This window comes from Pseudomonas sp. Eqa60, from assembly GCF_018326405.1.
Lineage (GTDB): Bacteria > Pseudomonadota > Gammaproteobacteria > Pseudomonadales > Pseudomonadaceae > Aquipseudomonas > Aquipseudomonas protegens.
This window is the reverse complement of record NZ_AP024342.1, coordinates 6,451,844-6,468,738: the sequence shown is the minus strand read 5'-3', so window position 1 is coordinate 6,468,738 and position 16,895 is coordinate 6,451,844. Positions and strand designations below refer to the sequence as shown.

16 protein-coding genes are annotated in these 16,895 nt (G+C 62.6%); 10 read left to right on the top strand and 6 right to left on the bottom strand.

What is annotated here, in order from left to right; genetic code table 11:
* Nucleotides 1-17 precede the first annotated feature (17 nt).
* The 4 genes from KI242_RS29355 to KI242_RS29340 all read right to left on the bottom strand — a co-directional run bounded on the left by KI242_RS29355 (nucleotide 18) and on the right by KI242_RS29340 (nucleotide 4,626).
* Nucleotides 18-413: a DUF1090 domain-containing protein gene (locus tag KI242_RS29355; protein WP_011063964.1), complete on the bottom strand. Its 396-nt coding sequence runs from the start codon at nucleotides 411-413 to the stop codon at nucleotides 18-20.
* 113 nt (nucleotides 414-526) lie between these two features.
* Entirely contained in the window at nucleotides 527-2,197 is a 1,671-nt protein-coding gene (gene ligB / locus KI242_RS29350) for an NAD-dependent DNA ligase LigB (RefSeq protein ID WP_077934899.1), read from the bottom strand.
* A gap of 224 nt (nucleotides 2,198-2,421) precedes the next feature.
* A complete protein-coding gene (metK, locus tag KI242_RS29345; protein WP_015637335.1) occupies nucleotides 2,422-3,612 on the bottom strand; it encodes a methionine adenosyltransferase in 1,191 nt (396 codons plus the stop codon).
* A gap of 18 nt (nucleotides 3,613-3,630) precedes the next feature.
* On the bottom strand, nucleotides 3,631-4,626 hold the full coding sequence (locus KI242_RS29340; RefSeq protein WP_011063961.1) for a metalloregulator ArsR/SmtB family transcription factor: 996 nt from the start codon (nucleotides 4,624-4,626) through the stop codon (nucleotides 3,631-3,633).
* A gap of 258 nt (nucleotides 4,627-4,884) precedes the next feature.
* On the opposite strand from KI242_RS29340, the gene tkt reads away from it, so the two are divergent.
* From tkt to fba, 6 genes are all read left to right on the top strand, one after another.
* Nucleotides 4,885-6,882 (top strand): transketolase, encoded by a 1,998-nt coding sequence (gene tkt / locus KI242_RS29335; RefSeq protein ID WP_011063960.1) that lies wholly within the window; start codon nucleotides 4,885-4,887, stop codon nucleotides 6,880-6,882.
* A gap of 153 nt (nucleotides 6,883-7,035) precedes the next feature.
* Nucleotides 7,036-8,115 (top strand): erythrose-4-phosphate dehydrogenase, encoded by a 1,080-nt coding sequence (epd, locus tag KI242_RS29330; RefSeq protein ID WP_011063959.1) that lies wholly within the window; start codon nucleotides 7,036-7,038, stop codon nucleotides 8,113-8,115.
* A 17-nt stretch (nucleotides 8,116-8,132) separates the two neighbouring features.
* A complete protein-coding gene (locus tag KI242_RS29325; RefSeq protein ID WP_011063958.1) occupies nucleotides 8,133-9,296 on the top strand; it encodes a phosphoglycerate kinase in 1,164 nt (387 codons plus the stop codon).
* A gap of 32 nt (nucleotides 9,297-9,328) precedes the next feature.
* Nucleotides 9,329-9,550, top strand: a complete 222-nt coding sequence (locus KI242_RS29320; RefSeq protein ID WP_011063957.1) for a hypothetical protein — start codon at nucleotides 9,329-9,331, stop codon at nucleotides 9,548-9,550.
* 60 nt (nucleotides 9,551-9,610) lie between these two features.
* Complete coding sequence (locus KI242_RS29315; RefSeq protein WP_011063956.1) at nucleotides 9,611-9,940, top strand: MliC family protein; 330 nt, start codon at nucleotides 9,611-9,613, stop codon at nucleotides 9,938-9,940.
* Nucleotides 9,941-10,150: 210 nt separating this feature from the next.
* Nucleotides 10,151-11,215, top strand: a complete 1,065-nt coding sequence (gene fba, locus KI242_RS29310) for a class II fructose-bisphosphate aldolase (protein ID WP_003229012.1) — start codon at nucleotides 10,151-10,153, stop codon at nucleotides 11,213-11,215.
* Nucleotides 11,216-11,376: 161 nt separating this feature from the next.
* On the opposite strand, the gene KI242_RS29305 is transcribed toward fba, so the two are convergent.
* Nucleotides 11,377-12,048, bottom strand: a complete 672-nt coding sequence (locus KI242_RS29305; RefSeq protein WP_041120202.1) for a polysaccharide lyase family 7 protein — start codon at nucleotides 12,046-12,048, stop codon at nucleotides 11,377-11,379.
* 316 nt (nucleotides 12,049-12,364) lie between these two features.
* Here KI242_RS29305 and KI242_RS29300 point away from each other — a divergent pair, with 316 nt between their 5' ends.
* From KI242_RS29300 to KI242_RS29290, 3 genes are read left to right on the top strand one after another with little or no spacing between them, the layout of a single operon-like run.
* Complete coding sequence (locus tag KI242_RS29300; RefSeq protein WP_212805762.1) at nucleotides 12,365-14,488, top strand: EAL domain-containing protein; 2,124 nt, start codon at nucleotides 12,365-12,367, stop codon at nucleotides 14,486-14,488.
* 42 nt (nucleotides 14,489-14,530) lie between these two features.
* Nucleotides 14,531-15,043: a M48 family metallopeptidase gene (locus KI242_RS29295; protein ID WP_212805761.1), complete on the top strand. Its 513-nt coding sequence runs from the start codon at nucleotides 14,531-14,533 to the stop codon at nucleotides 15,041-15,043.
* A gap of 23 nt (nucleotides 15,044-15,066) precedes the next feature.
* A complete protein-coding gene (locus KI242_RS29290) occupies nucleotides 15,067-15,363 on the top strand; it encodes a winged helix-turn-helix domain-containing protein (RefSeq protein ID WP_011063952.1) in 297 nt (98 codons plus the stop codon).
* Nucleotides 15,364-15,366: 3 nt separating this feature from the next.
* Here KI242_RS29290 and KI242_RS29285 read toward each other — a convergent pair whose 3' ends face one another.
* Nucleotides 15,367-15,819 (bottom strand): GNAT family N-acetyltransferase, encoded by a 453-nt coding sequence (locus tag KI242_RS29285; protein WP_212805760.1) that lies wholly within the window; start codon nucleotides 15,817-15,819, stop codon nucleotides 15,367-15,369.
* A gap of 277 nt (nucleotides 15,820-16,096) precedes the next feature.
* On the opposite strand from KI242_RS29285, the gene KI242_RS29280 reads away from it, so the two are divergent.
* Entirely contained in the window at nucleotides 16,097-16,834 is a 738-nt protein-coding gene (locus tag KI242_RS29280; protein ID WP_011063950.1) for a transporter substrate-binding domain-containing protein, read from the top strand.
* The last annotated feature ends 61 nt before the right edge of the window (nucleotides 16,835-16,895 follow it).

The following is a 16,895-nucleotide window of genomic DNA, read 5'->3' as shown; positions in this document are numbered from 1 at the left end:
CCGCGGCATCAGGTTGCTTACTTGTCCAGTTCGTCCAGGGCTTGCTGCAGTTCCTTGCGCGACTCGGCAAGCTTGTCCTTGCGCTTGTTGATCTTCTCCGAGTCACCTTTCTTCATGGCTTTTTCCAGGTCGGCCTGGCGTCGGCTGACCTCATGCTTGGCCTCAAGCACTTTGTTTTCCCGCTCTTTCTTCAGCGAGGCGTCGGTGCAGTGGGCGGTCACTTCGCTCAGGGCGCGCTCCAGGCCGGCCTGCTGATTGCTGTTGCCGTGGGCCTTGGCCTGTTCGATCTGGTTCATGATGGCCTGGCGCTTGGCGGCGCAGCCGGTCAGCTCGGGGGCCTGCTCGGCGGCCAGCAGTGGCGCGCTCATCAGGCTGCAGAGGGTCAGGGTGGCGAGCGATGGAAAAAGTTTCATTGAAGGCTCCAGGTGAAAAAGATCAAGAAATAACCAATAAAAATACTGACTGTTGTACCGGGAATGGGCTGTTGGAGCGTATTCCGGCTTGGGTGGTTCCACGTGCCATCGGGCTAAAAACCTTCGATACCGGCGCTGTTCAGGGCGCCTTGCAAGGCCAGGACCTCTGGAGCGCGAAAAAACGCCACCAGTTGTGCGGCCCGCTCCGCTCCGATACCGGCTTCATTCTGCCAGTCCAGGCTGCTTTTCATGGCCAGGGCCTGCCATGGCCCGCTCAGGTCGGCCGAGCCACTGGGCGGGATGCCGAGGGCTTTGAGCCAGCGTGGGAAGGGCTGTTGCCTGGCGCTGTGCAGGCTCTCGAGCAAACGCTTGCTGCTGCGATCACCAAAGCCGGCAATGTTAGCAAGCTCTGCCTGATCCAGGGTCAGCCAATCCAGCAGGCCTTTGATACGGCCTGTTTCAACCAGCCGGGCCCAGGTCCGGCTGCCGATATTCTGCAGGTTCAGGCCTTGTTTGCTGCTGAGCCAGGTCAGTCGGGCCAGAAATTGTTCCTCGCAGCCGGGTGATGGCTGCCAGCAACTCAGGAAGTGAAAGTCGGCTTCTCGCGGGGGCTGGATGCTTTGGCGCAGGGTGCTTCTGAGTACCACTTCATCCAGGCGCGGGATGCTCAACCCGGCGAGACTGATGGCTACCTGATCGCCGGGAACGATATCCAGGGATCGCCAGCGTTGCAGTGAGCCGAGACTGACACGGCGGATCTGCCGGTCGTCCAGGGTCACCGGCTCGATCTCCAGCAGGGGCGTGATGCGCCCCGTGCGGCCGATACGAAAATCGACTTGACGAACGCTGGCCAGCACCTGGGCGTAGGGGTACTTCCAGGCGGCAATCCAGTATGGGGCCTTGGCCTGCCAGCGTTCGGCGGCGGGACGCCGGCTTTGCCGCAGGATGATGCCGTCACTGGCAAAGGGCAGTGGCGAGCGATACCAGCGGGCCCGCCACTGTTGTGCATCGGCGAAGCCGCCTACGGGCCGGCTGTACTCGCGGGGTTCGACAAAGCCCAGGTCTGCCAGTTGTTCCAGGCGTTCGCTCAATGTAGCCGGGCCCTGGGGCCAGTCCCAGACAAACAGCCCGATCTGCGCGGCCTCCGCCGCTGTCAGCTGTTTGCGAGCCATCCAGCCTGCCACCCGGTTGCGCGCCTTGAGGCTGCCGGAGCGAGCCTGGACATGCTGCTCCAGGCGCAGATAGAGCTCTCCTTGCAGCAACAGGTCGACGGGCCGTGGCAGTCGTTTGGGTATGGCCTCGATTTGCCAGGCTGCACGGGTCCAGTCATGGCCATGCACGCCGTCGCCACGGCTGAGTGCTTGCTGGAACTGCCCCCGGTGGTAGATCAGGGTCACCGCTACGCCGTCGACCTTGGGTTGCGCCCAGATGTCGTCGCGGCCCTTGAGCCACCCCGTCACGGCATTGGCATCGGCGAGTTTTTCCACCCCTGTGTGGGGGATGGGGTGGCGGATGCTGCCCCCGGCGCCGAGCAGGGGCTGGTCCGTTGCCCGGGGAGCCTGGGGGAAGCACTGGCGCCAGGTGAGCAGGCGCTGGCGGGCCTGATCGTAGAGCTCATCCGCCACCAGTGATCGGCCGTCACGGTAATAGCTGCTATCCCAGCGCTGCAGTTGCTGCTGCAGGGCGGTGATTTCATCGGTGGCACGGGGAACCGGCCAGTCGGGGCAGGCGGCCTGGGCGAAGAATGGAGTGAGGCTCAGCAGCACAACGGCTCTTGGCAGCATGGGGAGCATCCTTGCTCTGTGGGTCATGCGCTAAAGGCTAGAGGGGATTGGCTGACGGCCGGGACGAAGGTGGTTGCGAGGTGTTTCCCCGTCAGGGAACACCTGTGTCCTTGCTCGCTCGGCCCCGTACCAGCAGCGGTTTGCAGGATGAGCAAGAAACCTCAGGCGACAAAAAAGCCCCGCCGGGCGAGCCGGGCGGGGCTTTGGATGTTGCCAGGTGAAGCTTACAGGCCGGCAGCGGCGCGCAGGGTGTCGGCGCGGTCGGTCTTTTCCCAAGTGAAGGTGGTGAAGGTGTCGTCACCCACGGTCTTGGTTTGCGGAGCCCGGCCGAAGTGACCGTAGGCAGCGGTTTCCTGGTACATCGGGTGCAGCAGGTCGAGCATGGTGGTGATTGCGTAGGGGCGAAGGTCGAACACTTCGCGTACCAGCTTGATGATCTTGTCGTCGCTGATCTTGCCGGTGCCGAAGGTGTTCAGCGAGATCGAGGTCGGTTGGGCCACGCCGATGGCGTAGGACACCTGGATCTCGCAGCGCTCGGCCAGGCCGGCGGCAACGATGTTCTTGGCCACGTAGCGGCCGGCGTAAGCGGCGGAACGGTCGACCTTGGATGGATCCTTGCCGGAGAACGCGCCACCGCCGTGACGGGCCATGCCGCCGTAGCTGTCGACGATGATCTTGCGGCCGGTCAGGCCGCAGTCACCCACCGGGCCACCGATGATGAACTGGCCGGTCGGGTTGATGTGGAACTGGGTGTCCTTGCTCAGCAACTCGGCAGGCAGCACGTGCTTGACGATCAGCTCCATCACGCCTTCGCGCAGGTCGTTGTAGGACACCTCGGGGTTGTGCTGGGTCGACAGCACCACGGCATCGATACCCACCACCTTGCCGCCTTCGTAGCGGCAGGTGACCTGGGATTTGGCGTCCGGGCGCAGCCAAGGCAGCAGGCCCGATTTGCGGGCTTCGGCCTGGCGCTGGACCAGTTGGTGCGAGAAGGTGATCGGCGCCGGCATCAGCACCTCGGTTTCGTTGCTGGCGTAGCCGAACATCAGGCCCTGGTCGCCAGCGCCCTGATCTTCCGGCTTGGCGCGGTCGACGCCCTGGTTGATGTCGGGGGACTGCTTGCCAATGATGTTCATCACGCCGCAGGTAGCACCGTCGAAGCCGACGTCGGAGCTGGTGTAGCCGATATCGCAGATCACATCGCGAACGATCTGTTCCAGGTCGACCCAGGCACTGGTGGTGACTTCGCCGGCAACAATGGCCACGCCAGTCTTGACCAGGGTCTCGACCGCTACGCGGGCGTGCTTGTCCTGGGCAATGATGGCGTCCAGCACCGCATCGGAAATCTGGTCAGCGATTTTATCCGGATGCCCTTCAGACACGGACTCGGAGGTGAAAAGGGAGTATTCGCTCATCTTGAAGGTTTCCTAAATTTACCGATGGTGAGTGTCGCCAGCCGGTCGCTGAAAATGGCGAACCTGGATCTGGAAACCATTACGTAAGCCTACATACAGGCTTTCCCCGGGAGTCAGTCCCGCAGCGGTGGCCCAACGGGCCAAATCATCTTGTTCGAACCCTAGCCAGAGATCGCCGCAAGCCTCTTTGGCCCAACTCTGGTTGTGGCTGCACAAGTCTGTCACTAACAGGCTGCCGCCTGGTTGCAGCAATTGGGCCATCTGCTTGAGGGCCTCGGCCGGCGCGGCGAAATGGTGCAGGACCATGTTCAGCACCACGCAATCGGCCTGCAGCTGTACACCGTTCAGTGCATCGGCCAATTGCAGGCTGACGTTAGCCAATGTTTCGCGTTCGCACAGCTGGCGTGCCAGCTCCAGCATCGCCGGGCTGTTGTCCAGCGCGGTAACCCGGGCAAAGCGTCGGGCCAGCTCGGGGAGAAATCCACCGTCGCCGGGGCCGACTTCAATGGCCGTGGCCACTGGGTCGAAACTCAGTTTGTCCAGCAGCGCCAGCACACTGTCGCGATACTGGGGCAGTCCTGCGATCAGGTCCTGCTGTGCGCGGAATTTTTCCGCCACCCGGGAAAAGAAGTCCTGGCTGGCTGCAGCCCGCTGCCGGTGCACCAGGCTGATCCGGGCCTGTACCTCGCCCGGCAGGTTCAGCTGGTCGACCTCTTCCAGCAAGGCTGCGTGCAGTTTGCCGCCCAGGAGCCCGGTATGGGGCAGGGCGCGGCGATAGAAAATCGCATTGCCTTCACGGCGGGTCGCCACCAGGCTGGCCTGGGCCAGGACCTTCAGGTGGTGGCTCATGCCCGACTGGCCGATGGCGAAGATCTGCGCCAGCTCCAGCACACCAAACGAATCGTTGCTCAGCGCGCGCAATACATTCAGCCGCAGGGGGTCGCCGCCGGCCTTGCACAGGGCCGCCAGTTCGTCGCAATCGTCATGGCTGATGGCAGGCGCGGGCAGGTTCATGGGGCAGCAGTCTAGAGATGCCCGCAAATGCTCGCAAGGCCAATATCAAAAAGTTTTGATATTGGTGCCTGTAGGGGCTTTTCCAGAGCCTCTGCTTCTACAGTCAACGAGCGGCGAAGGGGTTTCATCAATGGATTGTGTCTTCAACAGGGGAAAAACATGCCTGAGTGACTATCTGTCATTGCCCCCGCCTGACGCCTGAGGGAAAATGCAGGCCTTTTTTCCGTTTCGTTTTATTCAATCCCCAGGAGATCAGCGATGCCAAGCCGTCGTGAGCGTGCCAACGCCATTCGTGCCCTCAGCATGGATGCCGTGCAAAAAGCCAACAGCGGCCATCCAGGTGCCCCTATGGGTATGGCGGATATCGCCGAAGTACTTTGGCGTGACTACCTGAAGCACAACCCGAGCAACCCATCCTTCGCCGACCGCGACCGCTTCGTGCTGTCCAATGGCCACGGCTCGATGTTGATCTACTCGCTGCTGCACCTGACCGGCTACGACCTGTCGATCGATGACCTGAAGAACTTCCGCCAACTGCACAGCCGCACCCCGGGCCACCCGGAGTTCGGTTACACCCCAGGCGTGGAAACCACCACCGGCCCGCTGGGCCAGGGCCTGGCCAACGCTGTGGGCTTTGCCCTGGCGGAGAAAGTCCTGGCGGCGCAGTTCAACCGTCCAGGCCACAACATCGTCGACCATCACACCTACGTGTTCCTGGGTGATGGCTGCATGATGGAAGGCATTTCCCACGAAGTCGCTTCCCTGGCCGGCACCCTGGGCCTGGGCAAGCTGATCGCCTTCTACGATGACAACGGCATCTCCATCGACGGCGAAGTCGAAGGCTGGTTCACCGACGACACGCCCAAGCGTTTCGAAGCCTATAACTGGCAAGTGATCCGCAACGTCGACGGCCACGATCCGGAAGAGATCAAGACCGCCATCGACACCGCGCGCAAGAGCCCGCTGCCGACCCTGATCTGCTGCAAGACCACCATCGGTTTCGGTTCGCCGAACAAGCAGGGCAAGGAAGATTGCCACGGCGCGCCACTGGGCGACGCGGAAATCGCCCTGACCCGCCAGGCGCTGAACTGGAACTATGGCCCGTTCGAAATCCCGGCCGACATTTATGCCGAGTGGGATGCCAAGGAAAAAGGGCGCGCTGCCGAAGCCGAGTGGGACCAGCGTTTCGCGGCCTATTCCGCTGCCTTCCCAACCGAAGCCAACGAACTGGTACGTCGCCTGAGCGGTGACCTGCCTGCCGACTTCGCCGAGAAGGCCGACGCCTACATCGCCGAAGTAGCCGCCAAGGGCGAAACCATCGCCAGCCGCAAGGCCAGCCAGAACACCCTGAATGCCTTCGGCCCCCTGCTGCCGGAAGTGCTCGGTGGGTCGGCCGACCTGGCCGGTTCCAACCTGACCCTGTGGAAAGGTTGCAAGGGTGTCAGCGCTGAAGATGCCAGCGGCAACTACATGTACTACGGCGTGCGCGAGTTCGGCATGACCGCCATCATGAACGGCGTTGCCCTGCACGGCGGCCTGGTGCCTTACGGCGCGACCTTCCTGATGTTCATGGAATACGCCCGCAACGCAGTGCGCATGTCGGCGCTGATGAAGAAGCGTGTGATCCATGTCTACACCCACGACTCCATCGGTCTGGGCGAAGACGGCCCGACGCACCAGCCGATCGAGCAACTGACCAGCCTGCGTACCACGCCGAACCTGGACACCTGGCGCCCGGCCGATGCCGTTGAATCGGCGGTGGCCTGGAAGAACGCGCTGGAGCGTAAAGACGGCCCTTCGGCGCTGATCTTCTCGCGTCAGAACCTGCAGCACCAAACCCGCGATGCCGGCCAGATCGCCGACATCAGCCGCGGTGGCTATGTGTTGAAGGACTGCGCAGGCGAGCCTGAACTGATCCTGATCTCCACCGGTTCGGAAGTCGGCCTGGCCGTTCAGGCCTACGACAAACTGACCGAGCAAGGCCGCAAGGTGCGCGTGGTTTCCATGCCTTGCACCAGCGTGTTCGATGCTCAGGACGCTGGCTACAAGCAATCGGTTCTGCCGCTGCAGGTCAGCGCACGTATCGCGATCGAAGCGGCTCATGCCGACTTCTGGTTCAAGTACGTGGGTCTGGAAGGTCGCGTGATCGGCATGACCACCTACGGCGAATCGGCTCCGGCTTCGGCACTGTTCGAAGAGTTCGGCTTCACCCTGGACAACATCCTGGGCCAGGCCGAAGAGTTGCTGGAAGACTAAACCCGGAAGCCGGGTTGTCTGTACTGACGCAATCGCGAGCAAGCTCGCTCCTGCAGGGATGTATACCGTCCTTGTGGGGGCGAGCTTGCTCGCGATGACGATGGCGCAGGCAGCACGAAGCTGATGGTTTCACCACCGGTCATTGAGAACCCCATGCCTCAACCGCGTCCCTACAAAGTTGCACTCAACGGCTACGGCCGGATTGGTCGTTGCGTCTTGCGTGCTCTGTTCGAGCGAGGGGCTGCGGCCGGGTTCGAGATCGTTGCCATCAACGATCTGGCCGACATGGCCAGCGTTGAATACCTGACACGCTTCGATTCCACCCACGGGCGTTTTCCCGGTGAGGTGAAGGTCGATGGCGATTGTCTGCATATCAATGGCAACTGCGTGAAAGTGTTGCGCAGTGCCACCCCCGAAGGCATCGATTGGGCGTCCCTGGGCGTCGATCTGGTGCTGGAATGCTCCGGTGCCTACCACACCCGCGAAGACGGCCAGCGTTTCCTCGACGCCGGCGCGCCGCGGGTGCTGTTCTCCCAGCCGATGGCCAGCGAGGCGGATGTCGACGCCACCATCGTCTATGGGGTGAACCAGGACTGCCTGAGCGGCGACGAACGGCTGGTGTCCAACGCCTCCTGCACCACCAACTGCGGCGTGCCGCTGTTGCGCCTGCTGGATCAGGCCATTGGCCTGGAGTACGTATCGATCACCACCATTCACTCGGCGATGAACGACCAGCCGGTGATCGACGCCTATCACCATGAAGACCTGCGGCGTACCCGTTCGGCCTTCCAGTCGGTGATCCCGGTGTCCACCGGTCTGGCGCGGGGTATCGAGCGCCTGTTGCCGGAACTTGCCGGGCGAATTCAGGCCAAAGCAGTGCGGGTGCCGACGGTGAACGTGTCCTGCCTGGACATCACCATGCAGACCGTGAGCGATACCGACGCCACCGAGGTCAACCGGATCCTGCGCGAGGCCGCCACCAGCGGTCCGCTCAAGGGCCTGCTGGCCTACACCGAGCTGCCGCATGCCAGCTGTGATTTCAATCATGATCCCCATTCGGCGATCGTCGATGCCAGTCAGACCCGTGTTTCCGGCCCCCGGCTGGTGAACATCCTGGCCTGGTTCGACAACGAATGGGGCTTTGCCAACCGAATGCTGGACGTAGCTGGGCACTACCTGCACACAGCCGCTCCACGCACTGACACTCAACTCTCTGTTTCTGAAGAACAGTAACCCAGGAATTGCGACCCATGACCGTGTTGAAGATGACCGACCTCGATCTGCAAGGTAAGCGCGTGCTGATCCGTGAAGACCTCAACGTCCCAGTCAAGGACGGTGTTGTCACCAGCGATGCGCGAATCCTGGCTTCGCTGCCGACCATCAAGCTGGCCCTGGAAAAAGGCGCGGCAGTGATGGTCTGCTCGCACCTGGGCCGCCCGACCGAAGGCGAGTTTTCCGCCGAGAACAGCCTCAAGCCGGTAGCCGACTACCTGAGCCGCGCCCTGGGTCGCGAAGTACCGCTGGTGGCCGACTACCTGGGTGGTGTCGAGGTCAAGGCCGGCGACATCGTGCTGTTCGAGAACGTGCGCTTCAACAAGGGCGAGAAAAAGAACGCCGACGAGCTGGCCCAGCAATACGCCGCCCTGTGCGACGTGTTCGTGATGGACGCCTTCGGCACCGCGCACCGCGCCGAGGGTTCGACCCATGGCGTGGCCAAGTTCGCCAAAGTGGCTGCTGCTGGTCCTTTGCTGGCCGCTGAGCTGGACGCGCTGGGCAAGGCCCTGGGCAACCCGGCCAAGCCGATGGCGGCCATCGTTGCCGGCTCCAAGGTGTCGACCAAGCTGGACGTGCTCAATAGCCTGAGCCAGATCTGCGACCAGTTGATCGTCGGTGGCGGCATCGCCAATACCTTCCTCGCCGCTGCCGGGCATCCGGTGGGCAAGTCGCTGTACGAGCCGGACCTGCTGGACACCGCTCGCGCCATCGCCGCCAAGGTCAGCGTACCGCTGCCGGTGGACGTGGTGGTGGCCAAGGAATTTGCCGAGAGCGCTGCGGCCACCGTCAAGCTGATCGCCGATGTGGCCGATGACGACATGATTCTCGACATCGGCCCGCAGACTGCCGCGCAGTTCGCCGAACTGCTGAAATCCTCCAGGACCATCCTCTGGAACGGTCCGGTGGGCGTGTTCGAATTCGACCAGTTCGGCAATGGCACCAAGGTCCTGGCCCAGGCCATCGCTGACAGCGCCGCGTTCTCCATTGCCGGCGGCGGCGACACCCTGGCAGCCATCGACAAATATGGCGTAGCCCAGCAGATCTCCTACATTTCTACCGGTGGCGGCGCCTTCCTCGAGTTCGTCGAGGGCAAGGTGCTGCCGGCGGTTGAAGTCCTGGAAGCCCGGGCCAAGGCCTGAGGCCTCGATTGGCCGGGCAAAGGAGTGTTCTGATGGTCAAGACGTTGCCACTGTTGATCGCCGTGGCGTTGCTGGCGGGCTGCTCCAGTGCCCCCAAGGCAACGCCTGCGGAGGATGCCGGCGAGGTGCAGAAAGGCTGCTACCAGGCTGACTGGCAGGCCGAGACGGCTCCGGTGATCAACAAGCGCCTGGGCCCTGAGGGCCTGGAGAAGTACGAGACGCCGTCAAAGGCCAGGGAACAGGGTTGCCCTTGACGGGTCAGATGGGTTAACGCAACGCGCCGGGGCCTGTTGGCCGCCCGCCGAGGAACATTGATGAAAGGTTTGATCGCCGTGGCGATGCTGGGCTTGTTGGCAGGTTGTGCCAACCTGAACCTGCTCAAGTCGCCGACCACTGACAACTGGACCACCTGGACCTGCGACAGCCAGGCCCAGGTGCTCTGGCGCTACACCGACGACAGCCGCAAGGCCGTCGACGTGCGCCTGGGGGGCGACGACCAGGTACGCCGCCTGAAGCTTGAGCCCAGCGGTTCGGGCTCGCTGTACAGCGACGACATGCTGGCGTTTCACGTCAAGGGCGAGGAGGGCCTGGTCTACTGGGTCGCCACCAATGACCTGATCGGCCGCGGCTGCAAGGCCATGTAGGGGCTGGCTTGCCAGCGGAGGCGGCCTCCAGACCTGTGCAAGGTTCAAGGCCCCTTTCACCGGCGAGCCGGCTCCTGCGTGGCTGTAGAGATTTGGTTTTAACGAATGGAACAGAGCGGGTTGACCCCCGATCTGCAATCACTTGAATAGCAGTCGCCGCTACGGCAGGCTTGCACGATTAACGACCCTCGACCGGGAGAGACACACACAATGGCACTCATCAGCATGCGCCAGATGCTGGACCACGCAGCCGAGTTCGGCTACGGCGTTCCAGCTTTCAACGTCAACAACCTTGAGCAGATGCGCGCCATCATGGAAGCCGCTGACAAGACTGACTCCCCGGTGATCGTCCAGGCTTCGGCCGGCGCCCGCAAATACGCCGGCGCGCCTTTCCTGCGTCACCTGATTCTGGCTGCCATCGAAGAGTTTCCGCATATCCCGGTGTGCATGCACCAGGACCACGGCACCAGCCCTGACGTCTGCCAGCGCTCCATCCAACTGGGCTTTTCCTCGGTGATGATGGACGGCTCCCTCGGTGAAGACGGCAAGACCCCGACCGACTACGAATACAACGTCCGTGTTACCCAGCAAACCGTAGCCATGGCTCACGCCTGCGGCGTGTCGGTAGAAGGCGAACTGGGCTGCCTGGGTTCGTTGGAAACCGGCATGGCCGGTGAAGAAGACGGTATTGGCGCCGAGGGCGTGCTGGACCACAGCCAGATGCTGACCGACCCGGAAGAAGCCGCGGACTTCGTCAAGAAGACCCAGGTGGATGCCCTGGCCATCGCCATCGGTACCAGCCACGGCGCCTACAAGTTCACCAAGCCGCCTACCGGCGACGTACTGGCCATCGACCGTATCAAGGAAATCCACAAGCGCATCCCCAACACTCACCTGGTGATGCACGGTTCCTCTTCGGTGCCGCAAGAGTGGCTGGCGATCATCAACCAGTACGGTGGCGACATCAAGGAAACCTACGGCGTGCCGGTTGAAGAAATCGTCGAAGGCATCAAGTACGGCGTGCGCAAGGTCAACATCGACACCGACCTGCGCCTGGCGTCCACTGGTGCCATGCGCCGCCTGATGGCCACCAACCCCAGCGAGTTCGACCCGCGCAAGTTCTTCGGCGCCACCGTGACCGCCATGCGCGATGTCTGCATCGCCCGTTACGAAGCCTTCGGCACCGCCGGCAACGCCTCGAAGATCAAGCCGATCTCCCTGGAAGCCATGTTCCAGCGTTACCTCAAGGGTGAGCTGAACGCCAAGGTCAACTGAGCCTAAGCGTCGAACGAAGAAGCCCGCAGCGATGCGGGCTTTTTTGTATTCGAAGCTCTTGCCTTCGTAGGCGCTGGCTTGCCCGCGAAGAGCGCCTTTGGGCGGATGCCGGGCTCAAGGGCGCCTTCGCCGGCAAGCCAGCTCCTACGCAGGGAGGGGGGTCAGGTCTTGTTGTGGTCGATGTCCAGCTTGGAAAAGGTCACCTTGCCGCCTTCGCTGGTATAGCCGGTGTTGTCCTGCACATAAACCCCGGCCTTGAAGTACAGCGGCTTGTCGCGCCAGGTCGCGCTCAACTGGCTGTCCCACTGATAGCCGGCAGCGCTGACGCCCAGGGCGCCGCCCGGGCTCAGGTGGATCAGGTAGGAAAACTCCCGGTCCATGGGCACGTTCTCGGCAATGGTGATGACACGGCCTTCCTCGTCGTCCGGGTGCAGGCGCACCTTGGCAACGATGTTGCCGCTGCCCTTGCTGGCCTTGTACTGGTACTCGACCTTCACCAGCGGCTTGGTGCTGTTGTAGGCGTGGATCTGGCCGATGACGATCTTGCCTGAGGAGGGCACCTGGTTCACCGCCAGGGTCGCGTATAGCAGGTTGTCCGCTTCGGGGTAGGTCCAGTTGCGCAAGGTGCCATTGGAGTAGGTCTCGCGCAGCTCGGTGCGCGGGTAGATGGCGTTCTCGGTTTTCGAGCCGGTCACCGGCGACCAGAAGAACAGGGTGCCGGTATCGGAGTGGAAGTACTGGTCCTTGAACCCCTTGACCAGTGTCGGGGTGTCGATGGTCGCCGGCGGGCTGCCGACGGGAACGCTGAGGTTCCAGGTTGCCAGGTCGATCATGGTGGTTTTCCGCAAGGCATGACTGATGCAGGTGGCCGAAGGCTTTAGCCTGCGCTTCTTAGGGGGTCTTTATAGCGCAGAAGCGGCGCTTGGCGAGGCCCGTATGGCGGATATATGGCGTCAGCAAAATGTCGAAATGCCATCTATCCCGGTTCTTATGCGGCAACTCTGTGACCGTTAGTCGGGAGCTGCGGCCATTGGCGAAGTGATGGCGTGCTGACTGCTTCTGCTTTTGAGGATCCGGGTCTAGAGTGAAACCTCAGGTTTTACCGGGTTTTTAAATCCGTTCAGTCTTATTACAGACAAGAGAAGCAGCATGGAATGCGTGCAACCAGAGGCAGCCGAAGGCCACTCCACTCTTCTGATCGTCGATGACTATCCTGAAAACCTCCTCAGCATGCGTGCTCTGTTGCAGCGCCAGGACTGGCAGGTGATGACCGCCGCCTCGGGGGTCGAGGCCCTGGGCGTGCTGCTCGAACATGAAGTGGACCTGGTGTTGCTCGATGTACAGATGCCCGGCATGGATGGTTTCGAAGTCGCCCGCCTGATGCGTGGCAGCCAACGTACCCGGCTGACCCCGATCATCTTTCTCACCGCCAACGAACAGTCTCAGGACGCTGTGATCAAGGGCTATGCCAGTGGCGCCGTGGACTACCTGTTCAAGCCGTTCGACCCACAGATTCTCAAGCCCAAGGTCCAGGCCCTGCTGGAGCATCAGCGCAACCGCCGGGCCCTGCAGCACCTCAGCCACGACCTGGAGGTGGCACGGGCCTTCAATGCCTCGGTGCTGGACAACGCTGCCGAGGGCATCCTGGTGGTGGACGAGGGCGGGTGCGTGCGTTTCGCCAATCCGGCGGTCTCGCGCCTGCTCAATGCCCAGGTCAAGGAACTGGAAGGCTCGCCCTTTCTCGACTACCTGCAAAAGCCCCACGTTCCCGACTGGAGCGGCTCCGAGCTCTACGCCTGTTATCGCCGGGGCGAAACCTATCGCCTGCACGACGCTCAGATGCGCACCGTGCCCGGCCAGTTGATCAGCGTGGCCTTGTCCTGTGCGCCCTTGCCCAGTGACCAGAAAGCAATGGTGGTCACCCTGCTGGACATGTCCGAAGTGCGTCACCTGCACCAGCAACTGGAATACCAGGCCGTGACCGACCCGCTGACCGGCCTGCTCAACCGCCGCGGCTTCTATCAGACGGTGGAAAACATCCTGCTGCGCAGCGACCGCTCGGGAAAGTCCCTGGTCCTGCTCTACCTGGACCTCGACGGCTTCAAGCGGGTCAACGACTCCCTGGGGCACGACGCCGGCGACCGGGTGCTGCGCTGGGTTTCCGAACAACTGAAGGACTGCCTGCACTCCTTCGACATTCTCGGGCGCATGGGCGGCGACGAATTCACCGCGCTGCTGGAGCTGAGCTTCCCCGAGCAGGCGGCGAAGATCGCCGAGAAGCTGATCGAACGCCTGTCCATCAACCAGCAGATCGATGGCCTGGAGGTGGTGCTGGGGGCGAGTATCGGCATCGCCATCTACCCCGACTGCGGCTCCAACCTGGACGGCCTGTTGCGGGCGGCGGACATCGCCATGTACGAAGCCAAGCGCGCCGGCCGCCAGCAGTACCGCTACTACGATCACGAGATGAATGGCCGCGCCCGTTCGCGGCTGATGCTCGAGGAAAGCGTGCGCAGCGCCGTGGAGCGCAAGGAATTCACCCTGGTGTACCAGCCCCAGGTGGCCATTGCCGACGGGCGCCTGCGCGGTTTCGAAGCCTTGCTGCGCTGGCGTCATCCGAGTGTGGGCGACGTGCCTCCGGGGCTGTTCCTGCCCCTGCTTGAGGAGGCACGGCTGATCAGCCGCCTGGGCAGTTGGATCTATCAACAGGGCGCGGCCCAGCGCAAGGACTGGGAGCAGGTGTTCAGCCCCGACCTGGTGCTGGGCGTCAGCCTCAGTGCCACCCAGTTCAACATGCCCAACCTGGTGGCCGAGCTGCGCCAGGTGCTGTCGCGCCATGGCCTGCAACCGCGCCAACTGGAGGTGGAGGTTACCGAGGCCGCCTTGACCCAGAACCTGGATGACACCCGCAAACAGTTGCAGCTCCTGCGTCAGCTGGGGGTGCGGGTGGCCCTGGATGACTTCGGCTCGGGCAGTTGTTGCCTGGCCTACCTGCGTGACCTGCAACTGGACACCCTCAAGCTCGATCGCCACCTGATTGCCCGCCTGCTGACCTCGCCAAGGGATGCCGCCATTGCCCGCTGCGTGATCGACCTGTGCAAGCAGTTCGACCTGCTGGTGATCGCCGAGGGTGTGGAAACCCTCGAGCAATACCAGTGGCTCAAGGCCAATGGCTGCGAGTATGTGCAAGGTTTCCTGGTGGCTCGGCCGCTGACCGCCAGTATCGCCAGCCAGTTTGCCCAGCCCTTTGACTGGAGCGCGCTACAGGCCTGAATTCGCTACACTGGCGCCTTTTATGCCCTGCGTTGCCCCTTCATGACCGCACTCAAATACCTCCAGGCCTATCCTGTTGCCTTGCAGCAGCAAGTGCGCCAGTTGATCGATGAACAGCGCCTGGGCGGCTACCTGAGCCAGCGTTACCCGGGCCGGCACGCCGTACAGAGCGACAAGGCGCTGTACAGCTACGCTCTGGAGCTCAAGCAGGAATACCTGCGCAATGCGCCGGCCATCGACAAGGTGCTGTTCGACAACCGTCTGGACCTGACCCACCGTGCCCTGGGCCTGCATACCACGGTTTCCCGGGTGCAGGGCGGCAAGCTCAAGGCCAAGAAAGAGATCCGCATCGCTTCGCTGTTCAAGGAGGCGGCGCCGGAATTCTTGCGGATGATCGTGGTGCACGAGCTGGCCCACTTCAAGGAGTCGGATCACAACAAGGCGTTCTACAAGCTCTGCGAGCATATGCTGCCGGGCTATCACCAGCTGGAGTTCGACCTGCGGGTCTACCTGACCTGGCGCGACCTGCAAGGCAAGGCGGGAGCGCCGGATTAACCCCTGAAGGCAAGGAGTGGGCGATGGATGTGAGCAAGACCAAGAGCAGTTTCTACCGCCGCCTGTATGTGGCGTACCTGATCGACAGCGGCCTGGCCAGCAGCGTGCCGGCGCTGACCGAGGTCACCGGCATGCCGCGGCGCACCGCCCAGGACACCATCGCGGCCCTGGCGGACCTGGACATCCTCTGCGAGTTCGAGCAGCAGGACGGCGCGCGCAACCATGCCGGGCGTTACCGGATCCACAACTGGGGCGCCATCGACAAGGGCTGGATCGAGCCCAACCTCCGGCAGATCAAGGCCGTGCTGGGCTATCCCTGAGGCTCAGGAGCGACGCATGCCGATGTGAGGAATACCGTCCTCCAGGTATGCTTCGCCCGCCACCACGAAACCGTAGCGGCCGTAATAGGCCTGCAGATGAGCCTGGGCCGAGAGGTAGATCGGCGTTTGCGGCCAGTGTCGCTCGGCCTGCTTCAGCGCCTGCTCCATCAGGGTGTGGCCCAGGCCCTGGCCACGGGCCTGTTCAGCGATGACCACGCGGCCGATGACTACGTCGCCGCCCTGGGAAGTCGGGTCCAGCAGGCGCAGGTAGGCCAGCAACTGGTCGCCGTCCCAGGCCATCAGGTGGCAGGTATCGCCTTCAAGGTCGCGGCCGTCGACTTCCTGATAAGGGCATTTCTGTTCCACCACGAAGACTTCGGTGCGCAATTGCAGAATCGCGTACAACTGTTCCTTGCCCAGGTCGGTGTGGTGTTTGCAGACCCATTCGATGGTCATCTTCATATCCTGTATTGAGTGCTGCGCGAAATAGTAAGCACATCGCCACGGGATGTCTTGCCGGTTGTCACGCAGAGATTGTTTCTGTGAGATGGGTCAAAATGCCACTACTGAGATCACTGGTATTTGTCTTCTTTGTGTAATCTGTTTTCAAGACCTGTGCATGGGTTCTGATGAGCTAATGTTAGGAGCTGGGCCGACCTGTGCCGCACAGGCCGCGACCCTGGGGTATGGGTTGGAACGCGCTGGGCCCAGGGCCCGCTAAGGATCTATTAGCATGCTGCGACTGCATCGAGCTTTGGCTTTGATCGGATTGCTGTTGCTGGGCCAGAGCGCTTTTGCCGAAAGGCTGCGGCTGGTCGCCGATGCCTGGCCACCCTTTACCGACGCGACCCTGGTCAATGGCGGCGTGGCCACCGACATTGTCAGCACCGCCCTGTCCCGCGCCGGCTATTCCAGCGAATTCGAGCAGGTGCCCTGGGCCCGGGCCCTGCTGGGCATCGGCGAGGGGCGCTACGACGTGCTGGTGAATGCCTGGTACAACGAAGAGCGCACCCAGTTGGGGCAGTTCTCCGCGGAATACATGGTCAACCGCGTGCGCTTCATCAAGCGCAAGGACGCGCCGCTGGAATACAGCAACCTCAAGCAGCTGCATGAGTACCCGGTGGCAGTGGTGCGTGGCTACGCCTATTCCCCCGAATTCGACAATGACCCCGACCTGCAGAAGGTGCCGGTGCACAACTTCGCCATGGCGGTGCGCATGCTGGCGGCGGATCGGGTCAAGCTGACCCTGGAGGACGAATACGTGGCCCGCTACTACTTGGCCCGGGAGTCACCGCGGGTACGCAATGCGGTGGAGTTCCTGCCCAAGCCCCTGAGCGAGAACAGCCTGCATATCCTGGTCAGCCTGAAGAACCCCGAGCATGCGCAGATCGTGGCCAGGTTCGACAAGGAAATCGCTGCCATGAAAGCTGACGGCAGCTACGACCGCCTGCTGCGCCAGCACGGCATGTAACCGAAGATGCAGGAGCTGGCTTGCCAGCGAAAGCGACTCCGGACCGTGCATGAGTCGTGCG

Coding starts and splice junctions, on each gene's coding strand:
- KI242_RS29355 (WP_011063964.1), bottom strand. CDS start 413: ATGAAACTTTTTCCATCGCTCGCCACCCTGACCCTCTGCAGCCTGATG.
- ligB (WP_077934899.1), bottom strand. CDS start 2,197: ATGCTGCCAAGAGCCGTTGTGCTGCTGAGCCTCACTCCATTCTTCGCC.
- metK (WP_015637335.1), bottom strand. CDS start 3,612: ATGAGCGAATACTCCCTTTTCACCTCCGAGTCCGTGTCTGAAGGGCAT.
- KI242_RS29340 (WP_011063961.1), bottom strand. CDS start 4,626: ATGAACCTGCCCGCGCCTGCCATCAGCCATGACGATTGCGACGAACTG.
- tkt (WP_011063960.1), top strand. CDS start 4,885: ATGCCAAGCCGTCGTGAGCGTGCCAACGCCATTCGTGCCCTCAGCATG.
- epd (WP_011063959.1), top strand. CDS start 7,036: ATGCCTCAACCGCGTCCCTACAAAGTTGCACTCAACGGCTACGGCCGG.
- KI242_RS29325 (WP_011063958.1), top strand. CDS start 8,133: ATGACCGTGTTGAAGATGACCGACCTCGATCTGCAAGGTAAGCGCGTG.
- KI242_RS29320 (WP_011063957.1), top strand. CDS start 9,329: ATGGTCAAGACGTTGCCACTGTTGATCGCCGTGGCGTTGCTGGCGGGC.
- KI242_RS29315 (WP_011063956.1), top strand. CDS start 9,611: ATGAAAGGTTTGATCGCCGTGGCGATGCTGGGCTTGTTGGCAGGTTGT.
- fba (WP_003229012.1), top strand. CDS start 10,151: ATGGCACTCATCAGCATGCGCCAGATGCTGGACCACGCAGCCGAGTTC.
- KI242_RS29305 (WP_041120202.1), bottom strand. CDS start 12,048: ATGATCGACCTGGCAACCTGGAACCTCAGCGTTCCCGTCGGCAGCCCG.
- KI242_RS29300 (WP_212805762.1), top strand. CDS start 12,365: ATGGAATGCGTGCAACCAGAGGCAGCCGAAGGCCACTCCACTCTTCTG.
- KI242_RS29295 (WP_212805761.1), top strand. CDS start 14,531: ATGACCGCACTCAAATACCTCCAGGCCTATCCTGTTGCCTTGCAGCAG.
- KI242_RS29290 (WP_011063952.1), top strand. CDS start 15,067: ATGGATGTGAGCAAGACCAAGAGCAGTTTCTACCGCCGCCTGTATGTG.
- KI242_RS29285 (WP_212805760.1), bottom strand. CDS start 15,819: ATGACCATCGAATGGGTCTGCAAACACCACACCGACCTGGGCAAGGAA.
- KI242_RS29280 (WP_011063950.1), top strand. CDS start 16,097: ATGCTGCGACTGCATCGAGCTTTGGCTTTGATCGGATTGCTGTTGCTG.